19 protein-coding genes are annotated in these 20082 nt (G+C 66.2%); 12 read left to right on the forward strand and 7 right to left on the reverse strand.

Annotation, left to right across the window (positions count from 1 at the left end; genetic code table 11):
* The 3 genes from AKL02_RS13060 to AKL02_RS13070 all read left to right on the forward strand — a co-directional run bounded on the left by AKL02_RS13060 (nt 1) and on the right by AKL02_RS13070 (nt 2180).
* The gene (locus AKL02_RS13060) at nt 1-780 is read left to right on the forward strand and encodes a heme ABC transporter ATP-binding protein (protein WP_083078916.1); all 780 of its coding nucleotides are present in this window, start codon (nt 1-3) and stop codon (nt 778-780) included.
* Nucleotides 781-901: 121 nt separating this feature from the next.
* Nucleotides 902-1237, forward strand: a complete 336-nt coding sequence (locus AKL02_RS13065) for a DnaJ family domain-containing protein (RefSeq protein ID WP_078547572.1) — start codon at nt 902-904, stop codon at nt 1235-1237.
* A gap of 109 nt (nt 1238-1346) precedes the next feature.
* Nucleotides 1347-2180 (forward strand): CPBP family intramembrane glutamic endopeptidase, encoded by an 834-nt coding sequence (locus AKL02_RS13070; protein WP_083078917.1) that lies wholly within the window; start codon nt 1347-1349, stop codon nt 2178-2180.
* A 17-nt stretch (nt 2181-2197) separates the two neighbouring features.
* Here the strand turns inward: AKL02_RS13070 and AKL02_RS13075 are convergent, their stop codons facing one another.
* Nucleotides 2198-3025 (reverse strand): DUF6544 family protein, encoded by an 828-nt coding sequence (locus tag AKL02_RS13075; protein ID WP_083078918.1) that lies wholly within the window; start codon nt 3023-3025, stop codon nt 2198-2200.
* Between the two features lie 352 nt (nt 3026-3377).
* On the opposite strand from AKL02_RS13075, the gene AKL02_RS13080 reads away from it, so the two are divergent.
* Nucleotides 3378-4130: an SDR family NAD(P)-dependent oxidoreductase gene (locus AKL02_RS13080; RefSeq protein ID WP_083078919.1), complete on the forward strand. Its 753-nt coding sequence runs from the start codon at nt 3378-3380 to the stop codon at nt 4128-4130.
* Nucleotides 4131-4146: 16 nt separating this feature from the next.
* On the opposite strand, the gene AKL02_RS13085 is transcribed toward AKL02_RS13080, so the two are convergent.
* Together AKL02_RS13085 and AKL02_RS13090 are read right to left on the reverse strand one after the other, a co-directional pair.
* The gene (locus tag AKL02_RS13085) at nt 4147-4887 is read right to left on the reverse strand and encodes a sulfite exporter TauE/SafE family protein (RefSeq protein ID WP_078523036.1); all 741 of its coding nucleotides are present in this window, start codon (nt 4885-4887) and stop codon (nt 4147-4149) included.
* Nucleotides 4888-4917: 30 nt separating this feature from the next.
* Entirely contained in the window at nt 4918-6423 is a 1506-nt protein-coding gene (locus tag AKL02_RS13090) for an aminotransferase-like domain-containing protein (protein ID WP_083078920.1), read from the reverse strand.
* Between the two features lie 254 nt (nt 6424-6677).
* On the opposite strand from AKL02_RS13090, the gene AKL02_RS13095 reads away from it, so the two are divergent.
* The 4 genes from AKL02_RS13095 to AKL02_RS13110 all read left to right on the forward strand — a co-directional run bounded on the left by AKL02_RS13095 (nt 6678) and on the right by AKL02_RS13110 (nt 10870).
* Nucleotides 6678-8051, forward strand: a complete 1374-nt coding sequence (locus AKL02_RS13095; protein ID WP_083078921.1) for an aminotransferase family protein — start codon at nt 6678-6680, stop codon at nt 8049-8051.
* Nucleotides 8052-8144: 93 nt separating this feature from the next.
* Nucleotides 8145-9143, forward strand: coding sequence for a taurine ABC transporter substrate-binding protein (gene tauA / locus AKL02_RS13100; RefSeq protein ID WP_083078922.1), 999 nt, complete (start codon nt 8145-8147; stop codon nt 9141-9143).
* A gap of 78 nt (nt 9144-9221) precedes the next feature.
* A complete protein-coding gene (locus AKL02_RS13105) occupies nt 9222-10007 on the forward strand; it encodes a taurine ABC transporter ATP-binding protein (RefSeq protein ID WP_078571688.1) in 786 nt (261 codons plus the stop codon).
* Nucleotides 10004-10870, forward strand: a complete 867-nt coding sequence (locus tag AKL02_RS13110; RefSeq protein ID WP_232621617.1) for an ABC transporter permease subunit — start codon at nt 10004-10006, stop codon at nt 10868-10870. Before AKL02_RS13105 ends, AKL02_RS13110 begins: the two co-directional genes overlap by 4 nt.
* A gap of 106 nt (nt 10871-10976) precedes the next feature.
* Here AKL02_RS13110 and AKL02_RS13115 read toward each other — a convergent pair whose 3' ends face one another.
* From AKL02_RS13115 to AKL02_RS13125, 3 genes are all read right to left on the reverse strand, one after another.
* Nucleotides 10977-12101 carry a PQQ-dependent sugar dehydrogenase gene (locus tag AKL02_RS13115; RefSeq protein ID WP_083078923.1) on the reverse strand — a complete coding sequence of 375 codons (1125 nt, stop codon included), beginning with the start codon at nt 12099-12101 and terminating at the stop codon, nt 10977-10979.
* 190 nt (nt 12102-12291) lie between these two features.
* Nucleotides 12292-12912, reverse strand: coding sequence for a DnaJ domain-containing protein (locus AKL02_RS13120; protein WP_078522979.1), 621 nt, complete (start codon nt 12910-12912; stop codon nt 12292-12294).
* Nucleotides 12913-13189: 277 nt separating this feature from the next.
* Nucleotides 13190-13588 carry a DUF4177 domain-containing protein gene (locus tag AKL02_RS13125; protein ID WP_078542658.1) on the reverse strand — a complete coding sequence of 133 codons (399 nt, stop codon included), beginning with the start codon at nt 13586-13588 and terminating at the stop codon, nt 13190-13192.
* Between the two features lie 175 nt (nt 13589-13763).
* On the opposite strand from AKL02_RS13125, the gene cobS reads away from it, so the two are divergent.
* The gene (cobS, locus tag AKL02_RS13130; RefSeq protein WP_078542657.1) at nt 13764-14735 is read left to right on the forward strand and encodes a cobaltochelatase subunit CobS; all 972 of its coding nucleotides are present in this window, start codon (nt 13764-13766) and stop codon (nt 14733-14735) included.
* Complete coding sequence (locus tag AKL02_RS13135) at nt 14732-15319, forward strand: hypothetical protein (RefSeq protein ID WP_083078924.1); 588 nt, start codon at nt 14732-14734, stop codon at nt 15317-15319. Before cobS ends, AKL02_RS13135 begins: the two co-directional genes overlap by 4 nt.
* Nucleotides 15320-15411: 92 nt before the next feature.
* Here the strand turns inward: AKL02_RS13135 and AKL02_RS13140 are convergent, their stop codons facing one another.
* A complete protein-coding gene (locus tag AKL02_RS13140; protein WP_083078925.1) occupies nt 15412-16011 on the reverse strand; it encodes an NADPH-dependent FMN reductase in 600 nt (199 codons plus the stop codon).
* A 278-nt stretch (nt 16012-16289) separates the two neighbouring features.
* Between AKL02_RS13140 and cobT the strand changes: the two genes are divergently transcribed.
* Both cobT and AKL02_RS13150 read left to right on the forward strand, forming a co-directional pair.
* A complete protein-coding gene (gene cobT, locus AKL02_RS13145; protein WP_083078926.1) occupies nt 16290-18167 on the forward strand; it encodes a cobaltochelatase subunit CobT in 1878 nt (625 codons plus the stop codon).
* A complete protein-coding gene (locus tag AKL02_RS13150) occupies nt 18167-19966 on the forward strand; it encodes an aminopeptidase P family protein (RefSeq protein ID WP_083078927.1) in 1800 nt (599 codons plus the stop codon). The genes cobT and AKL02_RS13150 overlap by 1 nt, the downstream gene beginning before the upstream one ends.
* The last annotated feature ends 116 nt before the right edge of the window (nt 19967-20082 follow it).

Here is a 20082-nt window from a genome sequence, read left to right on the forward strand (position 1 = left end):
ATGCTGGAGATTTCCGACCTGCATGTCGCGCGGGGCCGTAGCGACGTGTTGCACGGCCTCTCGCTGACCGCCCAACCGGGCGCGGTGACGGTGATCCTCGGCCCGAACGGCTCGGGCAAATCCACGCTGGTGCAAGCGGCCTCCGGGGCGCTGCCCTATCGCGGACGGATCACCCTGCAAGGCCACGAGATCGCGCAGACGCCCGCCTGGCGGCTGGCCGCGCTGCGCGCCGTGCTGGAGCAATCGAACAGCGTCGCCTTTCCCTTCACCGTGGCCGAAGTGGTGGGGATGGGGCTGCATGCCGGGATCGAGGCGGATCACCCCGAAATCGTGTCCGCCGCTTTAGCCGAGGTCGGGCTGAGCGATCTGGCCCATCGCCCGATCCAGTCGCTGTCGGGCGGCCAGCAGGCCCGCGCCCATCTGGCGCGGGTGCGGGCGCAGGTCTGGCAGCCGGTCAGCCATGCCGGGCCGCGCTGGCTTCTGGTCGACGAGCCGGTCGCGAGCCTCGATATCGCGCATCAGCTCGAGGTGATGGCGATCCTGCGGCGCTTCGCCGATGCGGGCGGCGGCGTGGTCGCGGTGATGCATGACCTCAACCTCTCGGCGCAGCTGGCCGACGAGATGGTGCTGATGCGCGAAGGCCGGATCGAGGCGCATGGGCCGCCCGAGGCGGTGATGCGCGGGCCGGTCCTCAGTCGCACCTATGGATGCGAGTTGCAGGTGGGCGCGGCGGCCTCGGACGGTCTTTGGGTTCTGCCGCAATTCGCGCGACCGGCCTGAGCCTGCGCACCGTCCTTTCACAGGTTTCGCACAGAAGTCTGAGTGTTCGCATCGCTCTAAGCGCGCTATGCTCGCGGCAGTGCCGCACTTCTCGCGGCGCCGGAACAGGCAGGACCGTCGCATGACCCAATCCTTGAACCGCCTCGTCGAGCGGCAAATCCAGAAGGCCCTCGCGGAGGGGCAGTTGAGCGGGCTTTCCGGCGAGGGCAAACCGCTTCCGGATCGCTCGGGCGAGGCCTTCACCGATATGGCGACAGCCGTGGCGTCGCGCATCATGGCCGAAGCCGGCGCGCTGCCCGAGGAGTTCAAGCTCAAGAAGCTGCTGGAGGCCGCCAAAGAGAGCTACCGGGAGGCCGAGGGCGAGGATGCCAAGCGCGTCGCGATGGCGCTGATCGCCGATCTGGAGCAGCGCTACAACATCGCGGTGGAAGCGCGGCGGCGCTTCATGGCCCCTTAGACTGTCGCGGACGTTCGAGGGTTGATCCAGTTGACCCAGAACAAGGAAATCCGCGCGGAAAACGGCGACGGTGACGCGCTTCCTGACGTCACGCTCCAAGGCCGCCCCAATGTCTGTTGCTCGCGAACACCCGACCCCGGCATCCACGGCGCGCGCATTGCTCGCCTTTCTCGCGCTAACCTTCGCGATCACCTGGGGCGTGATCGGCAGCTACATCTTCTGGCCTGACGCCATGGCCGCGCGGTTCGGCCAGATCAGCGGCGCGCATCCGCTCTTCTTTCTGGCCACCTGGGCCCCGGCCATCGCGGCTTTCACGGTGGTCGTGGCCACCGCCGGGCTAGGCGGATTGCGCAGGTTCCTGTCGCGGCTTCTGATCTGGCGCTGTCCCGCGCCGTGGTGGGGTTTCATCCTGCTCGTGATCCCGCTCGTTTACATGATCGGCTCAACGATCAAGGGCGGCCCCCTCCTCGCACCGAAACCGCCCGAGGGCGTAGGCGCGATGGTCAGCCTGATGTTCATGATGCTGCTTCTCGGCCCGATCGAGGAGTTCGGCTGGCGCGGCGTCGCGCAACCGCTGTTGCAGCGCCATGTCGCCCCGTTCTGGGCGGGCGTGCTGATCGGCGCGATCTGGGGCGTCTGGCACCTGCCCGCCTTCTACCTCGCCGGGGTGGTCTTCGCGCAATGGAGCTTCCTGCCCTTCTTCATCGGCAATATCACCCTCGCGGTTCTGGTCACGCCGATCTTCAACGCGGCGCGGGGCAGCCTTCTGTTGCCGATGCTGTTCCACTGGCAGCTCATCAACCCGTTCTGGCCGGATGCGCAGCCTTGGGACACGTGGATTCTGGTGGGCGTCGCCGCGATCGTCGTCTGGTGGAAGCGCGACATGATGTTCACGCGCGAAGGCGCCGTGACCGAAGTGATCCCCGGAGAGGCGCGGCCATGAGGCACGGGTAGGCGCAGTCACTTGAGAAAGCGGATGTCGGTGACATCGGCGATGTAGAACGGGAAATAGGCCTCACTCTCGAAGTCGTTCCCCGCCTCCACATGAGTCGGCAGCCGAAAGCCCTCGAGGTCGCGAAACTCCGAGAGATAGCCGCCGAAGGGCTGAAGCCGGTGGCGCTTTTGCGGGTTCGCATTGCTCCAGCGCTGGAAGCGGACCTGCTCGGGGCGGCCATCCTCGGCGACGGTGAGGTCGACCGCCTGCTCCAACCCGTCATGGCGCATCGTCATTCGGGCGATGTTCGCGGAGACCGGCTCCCACGTCACATTCGGGCCGGGCAGCACTGCGGCGGGCGCCCAGAACACCGCCTCGGCCACGTAGCGCCCGAAGGCGGAGCGTTTGTGATCCGCGCTGCCGCCGAACCGGGCCACGGGAGCGAGCCCCGCGATCCAGAACCGGGTCCATTTCGCGCTGTCGGAACCGCTGAGACGCATCCCACTGGCCCCGCCCGACATCGCCCAGACGAAGCCATGCGGCGCGGCGAGGACCTGCGTGGCGCGCATCGGCATGTAGCCGGGGGCGGATTTGTCCCCCATGCCGAACCGCCCCTGCATCTCCAACCGGGCGACGGTGTAGAGCGGTGTCCCCTCCGCGATGGCGAAGGTGAAAAACCGGCGCGCGGGCTCGGGGAGGTCGGCCACCATATCGGCGGAGAAGCGCGGCGGATCGGTGGGTTGAAACGCCCTCAGGCGCGCCATCTCGACCCGGTCTGCCCGCAGGTCGAGACGCCGCCTCGCAAAAAGGCCGAAAAGCCCGATGGCGACGATGGCCAGAACCCAAAGAGCCATGCGAGTTTGCTACCTTTCCATTTCCGATCCGCGAGACGCCAATCGCGATGCGTCCTGAACTTGAGGATAGCACAAAGACTTAACGCGCTTCGATCCGCTCTGGTCGCCGCGCATCCCGAGAGCTGATTGGTGGGGCGCGAGGGACAGGGACGCAGTCACGCGCCCGTGAAATTGCAGTTCCGGCCCCCTGCCCCTATCGTGCCGCGACAATCGCCGAGTAGGCGCGCAGGACTGGCCCCATGGGAAATCCCCGACTGGCCCTGTCGCATCGGCAGACCACGAAGACAGACTGGCCGCGACCGCCGCGCCGAGATGCGCGGCCCGACAGGCAGCAAGACAGGAAGGCCCCTTCATGACCAAGACCGCCCTCATCACCGGAGCCACCGCAGGGTTCGGCGACGCCATCGCCCGCCGTTTCGCCCATGAGGGCTGGAAGGTCATCGTGACCGGGCGCCGTCAGGGACGGCTCGACGCGCTGGTCGACGCGCTCGGCGGACCGGAGGTCGCGCATCCTCTGTGCTTCGACATCCGCGACGAGACCGCAACGCGTGCAGCGCTCGACAGCCTGCCCGAAGGCTTCGCGCAGATCGACGCACTGATCAACAATGCGGGCCTCGCGCGCGGCACCGCGCCTGCGCAGGATTGCGATCTGGATGACTGGCGCGCGATGATCGACACCAACATCACCGGGCTCGCGGTGATGACGCGGCTCACGCTGGATCGGCTGATCGCGCGCCGCGGGCTGATCGTGAACCTCGCCTCGATCGCGGCGAACTGGCCCTATCCGGGCGGCAATGTCTATGGCGGGACGAAAGCCTTCGTGCAGCAGTTCTCGCTCGGGCTGCGCTCGGACCTGTCGGGCACCGGCGTGCGCGTGACCTCGATCGAGCCGGGCCTCTCGGAGAGCGAATTCACGCTGGTGCGCACCGGTGGCGACAAGGCGGCCTATGACAAGCTCTATGCCGGGGCCAATCCGCTGCAGCCCGAGGATATCGCCGAGAGCATCTACTGGGTGGCTGCGCTTCCGCCGCATGTGAATATCAACTCGATCGAGATCATGCCGGTGAGCCAGAGCTGGGCGCCGTTCCAGATCCACCGCGACTGAAGTTACGCGGGGCCGATCACAGATAGACCGAGAGGCCCCGCCACCCTGCCAGCACCGCCGAGATCGCCATCACCCCGATCGCGATCTTGCGGTATTGCGCATGATCGAGCCTCGCGAAAGCCGCCGTGCCCGCCCAGGTGCCCAGCGCCATCGGCGGCACGGAAATCGCGGTGAGCCAGAGCACCTCTCCGTCAATCGCACCTGCGAGCCACAGCCCCGGCACCGCGATCACCGAAGCCACGAAGAAGAACAGCAAAAGCGACGCCCGCGTCTGCGCAGGCGGCGTGCCCGCGCCGAGATAATAGACCACAGCGGGCGGCCCGGGCATCGCGGCCAACCCCGAAAACGCCCCCGAGGCCACACCCGCCAGCAGCGCCAGCCCCGAATGCGGCTGCGGGGCGGTGGGCTTGTAGCGCAGCAGCATCGCGAGCCCGGTCAGCACCAGCACCGCAATTGCCATCCGCGCGGCATCGGGGCTGAGCGCACTGAGCGCCCAGATCCCCAGTGGCGTCCCGATTAGCGAGCCCGCACAGAGCCGCAGGAGCGAGGGCCGATGCACCGCGCCGCGCAGCTTGACCAGATCGTGCAGCCCCACGACCACCTGCAACAGCACCGCCATCGCGACAGCCTCCAGAGGCGGGATGAACAGCGACAGGATCGGCACGGCGGCAATCGCGAAACCGAACCCCGCCATGCCGCGCAGCACCGCCGCATAGGCCACGGCGAGGATCACATAGAGGGTCGTGGCGTCGAACATCATCGGCTCCGTCAGGGTCTTTCCCTCGCCCTAGCTCGCCGCCTGCGCGCCCGATTGGTCCAGAGCGGCATTTTCGTTGGGGCCAGAGACGCCCTCTTGCGCCAGCCGCGCCGCGATCTCGCCCAAGAGGCGCATCCCCGGCACGATGGCCTCGGTCTGGATCAGCGACAGGCCGAGCCGGATGAAGCGCCCCGCCTGTTCCGGGGCCACGAAGGGATCGCCGTTTTCCAGAAGGATACCTTCCGCCCCCGCCGCTGCGATCAGCTCGCGCCCGTCGACGCCCGCGGGCAGCTCCAGCCAGACCGAAGAGCCGCCATGACACGGATCGGGCGCGCGGAAGCCGGGCAGCAGATCGGGCAGATGCTCCATCACGCGATACCACCGGTCGGCATGGGCTGCGCGCAGCTTGCGCAGCAGCGACAGGTAATGCCCCTCGGCCAGAAAGATCGCGGCCGTGCGCTGGTTGTTGAGCGGGACCGAGCGATGCACCAGCCGCCGCAGCCAGCGCGCCTCTTTCACCAGCGGCTCGGGGGCCACCAGAAAGCCCAGGCGCACCCCCGGCGCAAGCGTCTTCGACAGCGTGCCGAGATAGATCACCCGCCCGTCCCGATCGCGCGATTTCAGCGCCGGTTCGCGGGCGAAGGCGACCTCGCCCTCGTAATCGTCCTCGATGATCAGGAAATCGTCCTGCGAGGCCCGCGCGAGGATTTCGTCGCGGCGCGGCCCCGGCATCATCACCATCGAGGGGCAATGCGCGCCCGGCGTCAGCAGCGCCAGATCGAGCCCCTGCCCCGAGGCGATCCGCGCGCCTTTCTCATCGATCGGCAGCGGCACGGACTGCGCGCCGGACATTTCGAAGATGAAGCGCGAATCCGGGTAGCCCGGCATCTCGCAGCCCACGCGCTTGCCCGCCCCCGCCAGAAGCTGGGCGAGCAGGTAGAACCCCTCCTGCGCGCCGAGCGTGATCAGAATCTCCTCGGGCCGCGCATAGATGCCGCGCTCGGGCAGGATTCGGGTGCGGATTTGCTCGATCAGCATCGGATCGTCATCGACCGCGCGATCCGCCGCCCACCAGTCGAGCGAGGCCCGCCCCAATGTATCGCGCGAGGAATTGCGCCACGCGTTGAGCGGGAACAGCCGCGGATCGACCTGCCCGAAGATGAACGGATAGGGGTAATCCTGCCAGTTCAGCGGCTTGCGGATATGGTTGAGTTTCGACGGGGTGACCCCGATGCGCGCGTTCCAATCGACGACGGAGGCGCCCGCGACGCTCTGGCCCTTCCCCTGTCCGCGGGTGGCGACGAACAGCCCGCGGCGCGGCTGCGCCTCGAGATAGCCGCGCGCGACCAGCTCGTCATAAACGGCAGTGGCGGTGTTGCGCGCGATGCCCAGCTTCTCGGCCAGCGCGCGCGAGGACAGCACCTTCTGCCCCGGCGCCATCTTGCCCGCGTGAATCGCCGCGATCAGCGCCTGACGCAGCTGGCTTTGCAGCGGCTCGGGGCTGTTGCGGTCGATGGAGACGGGCAAGCGGTCCATGATCTGGCTCCTTGGAATTGCCCTCGCATCTGCGCTCTGGCCCCATCGAAGAGCAAGGTCGAGCGGGCCAGATACCGCCCGATCTTCGGCAATCGCCCAATTTCCGGTCATTTGCCCAGCTCAGGGCTTAAAACCTCTGCCCGAAATACATCGATGCCGAAATCTGGCCCCATCGGAATTGGCGCTCTGGCCCTCACATGCTGCGCTGCCGCAATGCTTGATGGGCGCCGAACCCAAAGGAAAGGGAAACCCCGATGGACGGTCAGTTCAACGATATCAGCGCCACGGTCGAAGCCGACCGCGCCCATGTCTGGCACCACCTGTTCCAGCACGCCGCGCTGGACAGCCGCGATCCGCGCATCCTTGTCGAAGGCAAGGGCATGACGGTCTGGGACCAGAATGGTCGCGACTACCTCGATGCGGTGTCGGGCGGCGTGTGGACGGTCAATGTCGGCTATGGCCGCGAGAGCATCGCCAATGCCGTGCGCGATCAGCTTCTGAAGATGAACTATTTCGCAGGCTCGGCGGGCACGATCCCGGCGGCGCAATTCGCCGCCCGTCTGGTCGAGAAGACGCCGGGTCTGAGCCGCGTCTTCTTCGCGAACTCGGGCTCGGAGGCGAATGAGAAGGCCTTCAAGATGGTGCGCCAGATCGCGCATAAGCATCACGGCGGCAAGAAGTGGAAGATCCTCTACCGCGAGCGCGACTACCATGGCACCTCGCTGGGCGCGATGGCGGCCTGCGGTCAGGAACAGCGCCGCGACCAGTATGGCCCCTTCCCCGACGGGTTCGTCGCCGTGCCGCATTGCCTCGAATATCGCGCGCAATGGGATGACGAAGATTACGGTCTGCGTGCCGCGAACGCGATCGAAGAGGTCATCCTGCGCGAAGGCCCCGACACGGTGGGCGCGATCTGCCTCGAGCCGATCACCGCAGGCGGCGGCGTCATCACCCCGCCCGCGGGCTATTGGGAGCGGGTTCAGGAAATCTGCACCAAATACGACATCCTGATCCATATGGACGAGGTCGTCTGCGGCATGGGCCGCACCGGCGAATGGTTCGGCTACCAGCACTACGGCATCAAGCCCGATTTCGTGACCACCGCGAAGGGGCTGGCCTCGGGCTATGCCGCGATTTCGTGCCTGATCACCACCGAGGACGTGTTCGAGAAGTTCCGCTCCGATCCCGACGATCCGATGAGCCATTTCCGCGACATCTCGACCTTCGGCGGCTGCACGGCGGGTCCGGCGGCGGCGCTGGAGAACATGCGCATCATCGAGGACGAGAACCTGCTCGCGAATACCAACGCGATGGGCGATCTGCTGATGGACCGCCTGATGGAGCTGAAGGACAAGCACGCCGTCGTGGGCGACGTGCGCGGCAAGGGTCTGTTCTGCGGGCTGGAACTGGTCGCGGATCGCGCCACGAAAGAGCCGCTCGACGAGACGCTCGTCGAAGGTGTGGTCGGTGCCTGCGACGCGGAAGGCGTCATCATCGGCAAGACCTCGCGTTCGTTCAAAGGCTTCAACAACACGCTGTGCCTGAGCCCCGCGCTGATTGTCGGCCCCTCCGAGATCACCCGGATCACCGAGACGATCGACCGCGCGCTGGCCCAGCTCAGCGCCTGACACGGATCAATACTGGCCCGGGCGGGCAACCGCCCCGGCCCCTCCCCGAAAGAGGCCGCAAACGGCCCGCTCAACCAACAGACGAGGATAGACATGTTCAAGAAAACCGCCCGTTACGCGACGCTCGCGCTGATCGGCCTGCTGCCGATGGCCACGACCGCCTCGGCCGAAACGCTGATCATCGGCAATTTCGGGACGCCGATCCCGATGATGACCAAGGTCAACACCGAGGAATATGCGAAGGCGATGGGCTACGATGTCGAGTGGCGCAAATTCGCCTCGGGCACCGACGTGATCGCCGCGATGGCCTCGGGCGACGTGAAGCTCGCGGCGCTCGGCTCCTCGCCCTTCGCCATCGCGGCCAGCCAGGGCGTTCCGATCAAGCTGTTCATGATCGGCGACGTGATCGGTCAGGCCGAGAGCCTGATCGCGCATGACGGCTCGGGGATTTCGTCGCTGGCCGACCTCAAGGGCAAGCGCGTGGCTGTTCCGGTCGGTTCGACCGCGCATTTCTCGCTCACCGGCGCTCTCAAGCATGAAGGCATCTCGGAAAGCGACCTGACCATCCTGTCGATGTCGCCCGACCAGATCGCCGCCGCCTGGGAGCAGAACGCTATCGACGCCGCATGGATCTGGGATCCGGTGCAGTCGCAGTTGCTGAAATCGGGCACCCGCATTATGGGCGCGGACGAGACCGCGAAATGGGGCTACCCGACCTTTGACGGCTGGGTCGTCAACAGCCAGTGGGCCGAGGAAAACCCGGAAGCGGTCGCGGGCTTCGTGAAGGTCACCGCCGCCGCCGACGCCGCCTATATCGACAACAAGGACGCCTGGACCGCCGACAGCGCCGAGGTGAAAGAGATCGCCACGAATACCGGCGCGGACGCAGCACAGGTGCCGGGCATCCTCGGGGGCTACACCTTCCTCAAGCCCGCCGATCAGGTGGGCGCAGACTGGCTGGGTGGCGCGATGGCCCCCGCGATCAAATCGACCGCCGAATTCCTGAAGGAAGCGGGCCGGATCGACTCTGTGGCGGATGACTACTCGCAGTTCATCACGCTCAAGCCGCTGCAAGACACGATGGGCGAGTAACGACTCGCCCCAGCGCCCGGCCGGACCTCTGGCCGGGCGTTTCCCATTCCCCAGCTCCGCCCCGGAAAGGAAGCCCAGATGCTTGAAATCCGCCGCGCCTCCGTACTCTACCCCGCCCGTGACAAATCCGAGCCGGTCGAAGCGCTTCGCAATGTCGAACTGACCATCGAGCCGGGCGAATTCGTGGTCGCCCTCGGCGCCTCGGGTTGCGGGAAATCGACCCTCCTGAACCTGATCGCGGGCTTCCTCGCGCCGAGTTCGGGCCAGATCAAACTCGACGGCGCCCCCGTCACCGGCCCCGGTCAGGACCGCGCCGTGGTGTTCCAAAAACACGCGCTGATGCCGTGGATGAACGTACTCGACAACCTCGCCTTCGGGCTGAAGCTGCAGGGCGTCGCCAAGGCCGAACGCTACAAGGTCGCCCGCGAATTCCTGACCGTGCTGGGCCTCGAGGGGTTCGAGGACAGCCCCGTCTACATGCTCTCGGGCGGGATGCAGCAACGCGTGGGCATCGGCCGGGCGCTCACCGCCGATCCGCGCATCCTGCTGATGGACGAACCGCTCGGCGCGCTCGATGCGCTGACCCGCGAACGCGCGCAGGAGCTGATCCTGAAAATCTGGGAAGCGCAGGGAAAATCGGTCTTCCTGATCACCCACTCGGTCGAAGAGGCGCTCTTCATGGGCTCAAAGCTGATCGTGATGTCGCCCCGTCCCGGCCGGATCACGCATCGCTTCGACCTGCCCTTCTCGCGCCGGTTCCTCGCAGGCGAAAGCGCCCGCGACGTGAAGGCATCCCCCGAATTCATCGCGATGCGCGAGACCATTCTCGGCATCATCTTCGCAGACGAGGAGAAGGCCGCATGACCATGGATATCCAAGATGACAGCCGCCCCGCCCCGATGATCAAACGCATCTTCCGCCAAGCCCCCACCAAACCCGGCCAGACCTATGGCGTGCCGGGCGAAGGCAACACGATCAAGATCTCGGTCGTGGCCGTTCTGGTGGTGCTGGGCCTGTGGCAGATCGTGACCGCCTCCGGCCTGATCGCGCCGCTGTTCCTGCCCTCGCCCGTGGCCGTTGTGCAAAAGCTCTTCGGACTGATTTCGACCGGCTTCACCGGCGTGCCGCTGTGGGAGCATATCCTCGTCTCCGCAGGCCGCGTCTTCGCCGCCTTCGCGCTGGCCTGTATCATCGGAATTCCGCTGGGCCTCGCGATGGGGATGAGCCCGGTGATGCGCGGGCTGTTCGATCCCTTCCTCGAGTTCTACCGCCCGATCCCGCCGCTGGCCTATCTGCCGCTGATGATCATCTGGTTCGGCATCGGCGAGACCTCGAAAGTGCTGCTGATCTTCCTGTCGGTGCTGGCCCCGGTGGCGCTCGGTGCGCGTGCAGGCGTCCGCTCGGTCGCGATCGAGCAGATCCATGCCGCCTATTCGCTGGGCGCGAGCCGCGCGCAGGTGCTGCGCGAAGTGGTGCTGCCCTCGGCACTGCCGGAAATCCTGACAGCGATGCGCATCGGCGTGGGCTTCGGCTGGACGACGCTGGTCGCCGCCGAGATGGTCGCGGCGACGATGGGGCTTGGCTACATGGTCCTCTCGGCCAGCCAGTTCCTGCAGACCTCGACCGTGCTGGTGGGCATCTTCCTGATCGGCGGCATCGCATGGTGCTTCGATCTGGCGATGCGCTGGGTGGAGAAGAAGGTCGTGCCGTGGAAGGGCCGAATGTAAGCCCGCAACGCGAAAGGCCGGGCATGATCCGCCCGGCCTTCGCCAAGTCCGGCGGTGCTGCGCTGAAAGGCGCGCGCCGCCGTTTTCATTTACGCACTCGGGAAGATCACTTCGGCACCAGCTGATAGAGCGCGCCGTCCCCCGCATCCTCGATGATCCAGACCTCGCCCTTGGGCCCCACGGCCACGTCGCGCACACGCATCTGCAAGTCCCAGCGCGCGATCTGATCCGAGCCGTCGCCCGCGATCAGCGCGAGCCCGTTCCCCGCAAGCCCGCCGATCAACATATCGCCCTGCCAGTCGGGGAAGTCGCGCCCCTCATAGACCGCAAGCCCCGCCGGCGCGATCACCGGCGTCCACCAAAGCTTCGGCGCAGCGAAGTCGGGCCGCGTGTCGTGATCGGGGATCGGCTGACCGGAATAGTGCCGCCCGTTCGAGACCGCGTTCCAGCCGTAATTCTTGCCCTTCTCGATCAGGTTCAGCTCGTCGCCGCCGCGCGGCCCCATCTCATGCTCCCAGAGCTTGCCGTCGGGCGTGAAGGCGAGGCCGTATTGGTTGCGGTGCCCCTCGGTCCAGGTCTCGGCGCGCACCCCGCCTGCCCCCTCATGGGGGTTGCCGGGCGCGGGCTGCCCGTCGCGGGTCAGGCGCAGGATTTTGCCGCGCGGGTTGTTGGGATCCTGCGCGGTGTCGGGCTGCATCCGGTCACCCACGGTGAGGTAGAGCATCCCGTCCGGCCCGAACGCCACAATCCCGCCGGGCTGGCCACGCCCGCCGGGCGTCTGCTGCCAGATCGTCTTCAGCTGCGTCAGCTGGCTGCCGTCCAGCACCCCGCGCGCCAGATGCAGCGCGTTATCCGGCGCGACATAGGTGATATAAACCTCGCGCGTGTCCGGGAAATCGGGCGGCACCGCAACGTCGAGTAGCCCGTTCTGGCCGCTATATTGCACCTTCGGCAGCCCGCTGATCGCCTGCGCCCCGCCGCCCGTGACATGCCACATCTTGCCCGCCTTGCCGGTCACCAGCACCGAACTGTCGGGCAAGGGCGCGATGGCCCAGGGGTTTTCCAGCTGCGCTATCGGCTTGAGCACGAAAGGCAGATCGCGGCTCGCGGGTTTCTCGCCCACGTTCTGCGCGGCGGCTGGCGTGGCGAGCGGCGCGAGGCCGAGGCTCGAGAGAACGGGGATCGTCAGGGCGAGCGCCAGAGCGGCGCGCAGACTTGGAAACGGGTTCATGAAGCACCTCCTCCCCTAGAGATGGGGCGGGTGCGCAGGATGGGAAGGGGTGTGAGGGGCGCTGCCCCTCTGCCTGAGGCATTCACCCCGGGATATTTCAAAAGAGCGAAGACATGTGAAAAGGCGTCTTCGCTCTTGCGAAAATATCCCGGGGGACGCGCGTTAGCGCGGGGGGCAGAGCCCCCTGCCGTCACTTGAAGTTGCGGCTGTCTTTCAGCTGATCCCAGGCCCAGACGACCTCTTGCAGCATTTCTTCCTGCGAGCGGTCGCCGCCGTTCATATCCGGGTGCAGCACCTTGATCAGCGCCTTGTAGCACTTGCGGACCTCGGCCTTGGTCATCGAGTCCTTCGCCTCGAGAATATCGAGCGCGCGGCGTTCGGTCGGCGGCAGCTTGCGGCCCATCGTCCGGCCGGGGTTCTTCGTGGCGTTGTCGCCGAGGATCTCATGCGGGTCCGAGATTCCGTGACGCGCCCAGCCGGCCTCTTCCTTGGCCTTGCTGAAAGGCTTCGTGGGGCGCTCCCAGACGGTCGCATTGTCGAGGAAGGCTTGGAATTCCTCCTCGGACTGACCCTGGAAGTAATTCCAGTTCAGATTGTACTCGCGGACGTGATCCTTGCAGAACCAGTAGTAGTCATCGAGGATCTTCGGGCTTTTCGGCGCGCGGTACTTGCCCGGCTCGTTGCAGCCTTCTTTGTCGCAGATCCGGGTCGAGGTCTCGAACGCCCCCGACATGCCGCGCCTGCCACGCGAGCGGCGTTTCTTGTCCGCCGCGGCCGAAATGTTGAAGCCGAAAGGATCGCTGTTGCTCATGCTTGCCTCTTGCCTGCTGCCCGAATGCCACTTCGGGGCGGCGTTTGAGGCCTGCCTCCGAGTCGGGTCACGCAGTCTACTGGAAATGACGGATGTTGAAAGGGGGTCGGGCGGAAATGGGGCCGCTATTTGCTCGGATCAAGGGTCGGCGCGGGCCGCCCCTAAGGCAACGCAACCGGCGCGCCGACATCGGGCGCGCGGCAGGTCTTGGGACTGGCGGCTCAGGACGGGCGGCCCCGCTTTCGGAACGCCGCCTTCGAAACGCCCCTGCCCCGCGTCAGTCTTCGTCTTTGGAAGTCCCGTCGCGATTGGCGCGCAGTTTCGGCGCGCGGCCTTCCGGCGCATCGGCGAGAAGCGCGCGGCGCTTGGCCTCGGGCGCGTCCTCGTCATTGGCCGCATCCTCGGGATCGGGATGCGCGCCGACCGCGCGCGCCGGATCGGCGCTGGTGGGACGGCGGAAGACGAGCAGGTTGTGATAGACCGTGGATTTGCCGGTCAGGCCGGTGCGCTCTTCCGCGGGCAGGGTCTCTGCGCGCAGGTATTCCCAGCCGCGCGTGGCCATCTCATTCATCACGCCCGAGAGCGCATGGGCGAAGCGGTCCGCGCCGGATTTCAGGCCGCGCTCCTTGTCGCCGCGCGCGGGCGCCGGGATGACCTTGTATTCGTAATGCTGCATGATGCACCTCAAGCTTTGCGGCCTTTCTAGCGGATGGCGGGTCCGGGTCAACTCAAACCAAGCCACGCTGGCGGGAACGGGCCGATTGCAGCCTCGCGCATCACGCGTCATCGCCCCCTTGCACGCCTGCGCGCGATGGTTCACAAATCGACCCAACCACGAAAGGACGTCCGCGATGCTCGACCAGACCGCCAAGCCCACTGAAGAAATCGACCTGCGCGAGGTGTTCGGCCTCGATTCCGACATGAAGGTCAAAGGGTTTGCAGAGCGCACCGACCGCGTGCCGGAGATCGACTCCACCTACAAATTCGACCCCGACACCACGATGGCGATCCTCGCGGGCTTTGCCTACAATCGCCGCGTGATGATCCAGGGCTATCACGGCACCGGCAAATCGACGCATATCGAGCAAGTCGCCGCCCGCCTGAACTGGCCCTGTGTGCGCGTCAATCTCGACAGCCACGTGAGCCGGATCGACCTGATCGGCAAGGACGCGATCAAGCTGGTCGATGGCAAGCAGGTCACCGTGTTCCACGAAGGCATCCTGCCCTGGGCGCTGCGCAACCCGACCGCGATTGTCTTCGACGAATACGATGCGGGCCGCGCCGACGTGATGTTCGTGATCCAGCGCGTGCTGGAGGCCGACGGCAAGCTGACGCTGCTCGACCAGAACGAAGTGATCACGCCGAACCCCTATTTCCGCCTGTTCGCGACCTCGAACACGGTGGGTCTGGGCGACACGACCGGCCTCTACCACGGCACCCAGCAGATCAACCAAGGTCAGATGGACCGCTGGTCGCTGGTCTCGACGCTGAACTATCTCAGCCATGACGCCGAGGTCGCGATCGTTCTGTCGAAGAACCCGCAATACAACACCGAGGCCGGGCGCAAGACGATCAGCCAGATGGTGACCGTGGCCGATCTCAGCCGGACCGCCTTCATGAATGGTGATCTCTCGACAGTGATGTCGCCGCGCACGGTGATCGCCTGGGCACAGAACGCGCGCATCTTCGGCAATATCGGCTATGCGTTCCGTCTGAGCTTCCTGAACAAGTGCGACGAGCTGGAGCGCCAGACCGTGGCCGAGTTCTACCAGCGCCTCTTCGACGAGGAACTGCCGGAATCGGCGGCGGCTATCGCCTCGTGATCCCGCGCCTCGCGATCCGGGGCGCGCTCCTCGCGGCGCTGCTGCCCTTCGCGGCGGCAGCCCAAGAGGCGCCCAAGGATGGCGAGATTTTCGCGGCCCTTACCGGGGATTGGAACGGCGACGGCACGCAGGATGCGGCGATGCTGGTGCAGAACGGTGCGGATGCGGCCGATCTGGTGATCTATCTCGGCGATCCGACCTTCGGGCTGAAACGCGAGATGACGATCGAACGGGTGGTCTTTTCGGGCCAGATGGGCGGGCAGACGCCCGCGCTCGAGCCGCTCTCCGACAGCGCGTTCAAGCTGCATTCCGAACAGATCGGGATCGGGCGCACCCCGTGGGAGAGCGCCTATTCCATCGCGTGGCGCAATGGCGGCTTCGTCGTCTCGGGCTACAGCTACCGCTATTACGACCGGATCGATCCCGAGGATACCGGCACTTGCGACGTGAACCTGCTCAATGGCGATTACGTCATGACGCGGCGCGGACAGACCGCGAAAGGCTCGCAGGATCGCCGCGCCTTCCCGCTCAGTACGCTGCACGCGGACTGGATGCCGATGATCTGCACCGGGCTTTTCCAGTAACTTCGGTCGCGCTAAGCCGCGCATAAAAACGCCCGGCGCTGAGGCCGGGCAAACTCGTTACTCTACTACTACGGCAGACCGGACCTTTTGGATCACGCGGCCTGACGATTTTCTGTCTCGCTTTTGGCCAACTTGGCGGCCTGACCCCAAAAGGCCATGTCGTCGAGCAGCGTCTTCACCGGACCGTCCAGATGGTCACCCAGTTCCGCTATCGGCGTGCCTTGCGCAGCTTTCACGAAATCCGCACCGCCGATGCTGACCGCGCCCGCGACCGGGACCATGCCGAAATTGATCGCGACGAGCCGCAGATGCTCGACCGCGCGGGCAGCGCCCACGCCGCCATAGCCCACGGTGCCCAGCGGCTTGCGGCGCCAGCCTTCGAACGCATAATCGAAAGCGTTCTTGATCGTGGCGGGGATCGAGTGGTTATACTCCGCCGTCACCACGATGAACCCGTCGAATTCCTTGAGCTTTTCGCCCCAAGCCTGCGCCTTCTCGCTGGTCACGGGCTTCGCTGCAGGCGGAGCCACCTCGTCGAAGAAGGGCAGCGCGGCTTCGCGCAGATCCAGAACCTCGTAGCGCATGTCGTCGCGCGCATCGATCTTGGTTTCGAACCATTCGAGTGCGCGGTCAGCGAAGCGCCCTTCGCGCGTCGTGCCGACGATCAGGCCGATGTTCAAAGTCTCGCTCATGTCGAACTCCTTTCGGGTATGTCGTCCGGTGTGTCGCACGGGGCCCTCGATTGGGGAAGTCGGGCCAGCGGGGGAGGCGTGCGTCTCGTGTTCAACTCTACGTAAGCCCTGTTTGAGCCCATCCAACCCGTCCGCTATGTGCACAGGTGAACGGATGCCGCGCGCCAGCAGCGGGAACTTTCCCAGCCCCCGCCCCGCTCAAATCGGGCCGATCTGCTGCGCGCGTCTCGCGCGATCGGCTCTTGCGGGCGGACGCGCGCGATGCTTTATCTGAGGCTATGAGCAAGCCTTCCGACAACCCCGCGGATCCCTTCAAAAAGGCGCTGGCCGAGGCCACCAAGACGATGGCCGACGCGCCCGATATGACGGTGAGCTATTCGGTCGACCCTTCGGGTATGACCGCCGACACGATGCGCCTGCCGCAGGTTTCGCGCCGGATGACGCGCGACGAGGTTCTGCTGGCGCGCGGCACGGCCGATGCGATGGCGATGCGCCGCCGCCACCACGATGCCGCGATCGACAGCCGCTATGCGCCCTCGGGCGATCTGGCGAGCGCGATCTACGAGGCGATGGAGACCGCGCGCTGCGAAGCCTTGGGCGCGCGCGACATGCCGGGCACGCTGTCGAATATCGACGCCAAGATCGCCCATGAGGCCGAACGCAAGGGCTATGCCCAGATCCGCGCCCCCGAAGAGGCACCGCTCTCGGTCGCCGCGGGCTATTTCGTGCGCGAACTGGCGACGGGCCGGAAACTGCCGCCCGGCGCAGATAACGTGCTCGACCTGTGGCGCCCCTTCATCGAGCAATCGGCGGGCGACGATCTGGAGAACGTCAACCACGTCCTCGCGGATCAGGCTGCCTTCGCACGTCTTACCCGCAAGGTGATCGCCGATCTCGGCTATGCCGATCAGCTGGGCGACGATCCCGACGAGGATATGGGCGACGAGGCCGAGGACGAACAGGAAGAAAACGCCGACGAGGAACAGGGCGAAAATCAGGCCCGCGACGAGCAGGAGGACGACGAGGCCGAGGCCACGCCGGAATCCAGCCAGGAAGCGCAGGACGACCAGACCCAGACCTCCGTCAGCTCCGACGACCTCGCCGATCAGGAAATGAGCGACGAGATGGACATGCCGCAGGCGGATGCGCCGCTGGAGCCGCCGCCGCCCCCGCCGCATTCGCAGGCCGATCCGAATTACGCCGTCTACACGACCGAATTCGACGAGGAGATTGCCGCCGAGGACTTGGCCGAACCGGCCGAGCTGGAGCGTCTGCGCCTCTATCTCGACCAGCAGCTCGACCCGCTGAAAGGCGCGGTCTCGCGGCTCGCCAACAAGCTGCAACGCCGTCTGCAGGCGCAGCAGAACCGGTCTTGGGAATTCGACCGCGAGGAAGGGATGCTCGATGCGGGCCGCCTCGCCCGTGTCGTCGCGAACCCGACGACGCCGCTCAGCTTCAAGGTCGAGAAGGATACCGAATTCCGCGACACGGTGGTGACGCTGCTACTGGATAATTCCGGCTCGATGCGGGGCCGCCCGATCTCGATCGCGGCGATTTGCGCCGACGTGCTCGCCCGCACGCTGGAGCGCTGCGACGTGAAGGTCGAGATTCTCGGCTTCACCACCCGCGCTTGGAAAGGTGGACAATCGCGCGAGAAATGGCTCGCCGATGGCCGCCCGCAAAGCCCCGGTCGCCTCAACGACCTGCGCCACATCATCTACAAGCGGGCCGACGCGCCGATGCGCCGGACGCGGGCCAATCTGGGCCTGATGATGAAGGAAGGGCTGCTGAAGGAAAACATCGACGGCGAGGCGCTGGAATGGGCGCATCGCCGGATGCTCGCCCGCACCGAGCAGCGCAAGATCCTGATGGTGATCTCGGACGGCGCGCCGGTGGACGACTCGACGCTGTCGGTGAACCCCGCGATCTATCTGGAAAAACACTTGCGCGACGTGATCGCGATGGTGGAACGCCGCCGCGCGGTGGAGCTGATCGCCATCGGCATCGGCCATGACGTGACGCGCTATTACCAGCACGCGGTGACGATCACCGATGTGGAGCAACTGGCAGGCGCCATGACCGAGCAGCTCGCCTCCCTCTTCGACAGCGATCCGCGGGCCCGCGCCCGCTTCCTCGGGATCAAGAAGGCTATCTAATGTTTCAGGATTTCTCGGTGCAATCGCGCCCCGAACTGGGCCCGCCCCGGCTGGCGGCGCTGCGCGAAGCCATGTCTGCCGCCGGGCTCGACGGCTTCATCATTCCCCGCGCCGATGCGCATCAGGGCGAATATGTCGCGCCCTGCGATGCGCGTCTGGGCTGGCTGACCGGCTTCACCGGATCGGCAGGCTTTTGCATCGCCCTGCCCGAGATCGCGGGCGTCTTCGTCGATGGCCGCTACCGGGTCCAGGTGCGCGCCGAGGTCTCGCTCGACCATTTCACGCCGGTGAACTGGCCCGAGGTGAAGCCGGCCGAATGGTTGACGGAAAACGCCCATGCCGGCGCCCAGATCGGCTTCGATCCGTGGCTGCACACGAAATCCGAAATCGCGAAAATCCGCGAGGGGCTGGGCGGCACCGGCATCGCTCTAATCGAGAGCGAGAACCTCGTGGACCGGGTCTGGGAGGACCGCCCTGCCCCACCCGCGGAACCGGCCCGCATTCACCCGCCGGAATTCGCGGGCGAAACGGCAGCGGAGAAACGCGCCCGTCTGGCCGAGGGCTTGCGCGACGACGATATCGCCGCCGCCGTGCTCACCCTGCCGGATTCGATCTGCTGGCTTCTCAACATTCGCGGCTCCGACATCCCCCGCAACCCGGTGGTTCAGTCCTTCGCGGTGCTCTTCGACGATGGCGCGGTGAAGCTTTTTGCGGATGACGCGAAATTCGACGCCGACCTGCGCGCCCATCTGGGTGATGAGGTCTCGATCCTGCCGCCCGACAGCCTGACCGCCGCGCTGGAGGCGATCGAAGGCCCGGTGCTGGTCGACCCTGACTCTGCACCAGTCGCCATCTCGCTGCTGCTGGCCGATCACGACACCAAGATCCATGAGGCGCGCGATCCCTGCATCCTGCCGAAAGCGCGCAAGAACGCCGCAGAGGTCGCAGGCATGGAGGCGGCGCATCTGCGCGACGCCACCGCGATGGTCGAATTCCTGAGCTGGCTCGATGCGGAGGCTCCGAAAGGCCAGCTGACCGAGATCGACGTGGTCACCGCGCTCGAGGGCTTCCGCCGCGACACCAACGCGCTGATCGACATCTCCTTCGAGACGATCTGCGGCGCGGGTGGCAATGGTGCAATCGTCCATTACCGCGTGAACGAGGACACCAACCGGCCCGTGAAACCGGGTGAGTTGCTGCTGGTGGATTCGGGCGGCCAATATGTCGACGGCACGACCGACATCACCCGCACCGTCGCCGTGGGCGACGTGCCGGAAGATGCGAAACGCCCCTTCACCCGCGTGCTGCAAGGCATGATCGCGCTGTCGCGCACGCGCTTCCCGCGCAGCGTGGCAGGCGCCCATCTCGATGCGCTCGCCCGTGCGCCGCTTTGGGCCGAGGGCTGGGATTACGATCACGGCACCGGCCATGGCGTCGGCGCTGCGCTCTGCGTGCACGAAGGCCCCGCGCGGATATCGCGCGTCTCGACCCTGCCGCTCGAACCGGGAATGATCCTGTCGAACGAGCCGGGCTATTACCGCGAGGGCACATTCGGCATCCGGATCGAGAACCTGATCCTCACCGAAGAGGCTGAGGCCAAGGGCGACAATCGCGACCAACTGTCCTTCTCGACGCTGACCTGGGTGCCGATCGACCGCCGCCTGATCGACGTCGATCTGCTCGGCCCCGAGGAGCGCGACTGGCTCAACGCCTATCACGCGGAGGTGCTAGAGCGGATCGCGCCGAAGGTCGGCGAGCGCGCCAAGGCTTGGCTGCAAACCGCCTGCGCGCCGCTCTGAAGCGGCGCGCGTAGTAAGCCGTCGGATGCCTCCGGCGGGGATATTTAGGGCAATTGGACGGGAAGCCTGCGCTCTGCTTCCAACTGCTCCAAATATCCCCCGCGGAGCGTCCCGCA

It is taken from the genome of Thioclava electrotropha (assembly GCF_002085925.2).
GTDB classification, from domain to species: Bacteria; Pseudomonadota; Alphaproteobacteria; order Rhodobacterales; family Rhodobacteraceae; genus Thioclava; species Thioclava electrotropha.

What these genes read in the sequence shown, in the direction of transcription:
- AKL02_RS13060 (WP_083078916.1), top strand. Translation starts at nt 1, where the DNA reads ATGCTGGAGATTTCCGACCTGCATGTCGCGCGGGGCCGTAGCGACGTG.
- AKL02_RS13080 (WP_083078919.1), top strand. Translation starts at nt 3,378, where the DNA reads ATGACCAAGACCGCCCTCATCACCGGAGCCACCGCAGGGTTCGGCGAC.
- AKL02_RS13110 (WP_232621617.1), top strand. Translation starts at nt 10,004, where the DNA reads ATGACCATGGATATCCAAGATGACAGCCGCCCCGCCCCGATGATCAAA.
- AKL02_RS13075 (WP_083078918.1), bottom strand. Translation starts at nt 3,025, where the DNA reads ATGGCTCTTTGGGTTCTGGCCATCGTCGCCATCGGGCTTTTCGGCCTT.
- AKL02_RS13095 (WP_083078921.1), top strand. Translation starts at nt 6,678, where the DNA reads ATGGACGGTCAGTTCAACGATATCAGCGCCACGGTCGAAGCCGACCGC.
- AKL02_RS13115 (WP_083078923.1), bottom strand. Translation starts at nt 12,101, where the DNA reads ATGAACCCGTTTCCAAGTCTGCGCGCCGCTCTGGCGCTCGCCCTGACG.
- AKL02_RS13065 (WP_078547572.1), top strand. Translation starts at nt 902, where the DNA reads ATGACCCAATCCTTGAACCGCCTCGTCGAGCGGCAAATCCAGAAGGCC.
- AKL02_RS13120 (WP_078522979.1), bottom strand. Translation starts at nt 12,912, where the DNA reads ATGAGCAACAGCGATCCTTTCGGCTTCAACATTTCGGCCGCGGCGGAC.
- AKL02_RS13140 (WP_083078925.1), bottom strand. Translation starts at nt 16,011, where the DNA reads ATGAGCGAGACTTTGAACATCGGCCTGATCGTCGGCACGACGCGCGAA.
- tauA (WP_083078922.1), top strand. Translation starts at nt 8,145, where the DNA reads ATGTTCAAGAAAACCGCCCGTTACGCGACGCTCGCGCTGATCGGCCTG.
- AKL02_RS13150 (WP_083078927.1), top strand. Translation starts at nt 18,167, where the DNA reads ATGTTTCAGGATTTCTCGGTGCAATCGCGCCCCGAACTGGGCCCGCCC.
- AKL02_RS13105 (WP_078571688.1), top strand. Translation starts at nt 9,222, where the DNA reads ATGCTTGAAATCCGCCGCGCCTCCGTACTCTACCCCGCCCGTGACAAA.
- cobT (WP_083078926.1), top strand. Translation starts at nt 16,290, where the DNA reads ATGAGCAAGCCTTCCGACAACCCCGCGGATCCCTTCAAAAAGGCGCTG.
- AKL02_RS13070 (WP_083078917.1), top strand. Translation starts at nt 1,347, where the DNA reads ATGTCTGTTGCTCGCGAACACCCGACCCCGGCATCCACGGCGCGCGCA.
- AKL02_RS13125 (WP_078542658.1), bottom strand. Translation starts at nt 13,588, where the DNA reads ATGCAGCATTACGAATACAAGGTCATCCCGGCGCCCGCGCGCGGCGAC.
- cobS (WP_078542657.1), top strand. Translation starts at nt 13,764, where the DNA reads ATGCTCGACCAGACCGCCAAGCCCACTGAAGAAATCGACCTGCGCGAG.
- AKL02_RS13085 (WP_078523036.1), bottom strand. Translation starts at nt 4,887, where the DNA reads ATGTTCGACGCCACGACCCTCTATGTGATCCTCGCCGTGGCCTATGCG.
- AKL02_RS13090 (WP_083078920.1), bottom strand. Translation starts at nt 6,423, where the DNA reads ATGGACCGCTTGCCCGTCTCCATCGACCGCAACAGCCCCGAGCCGCTG.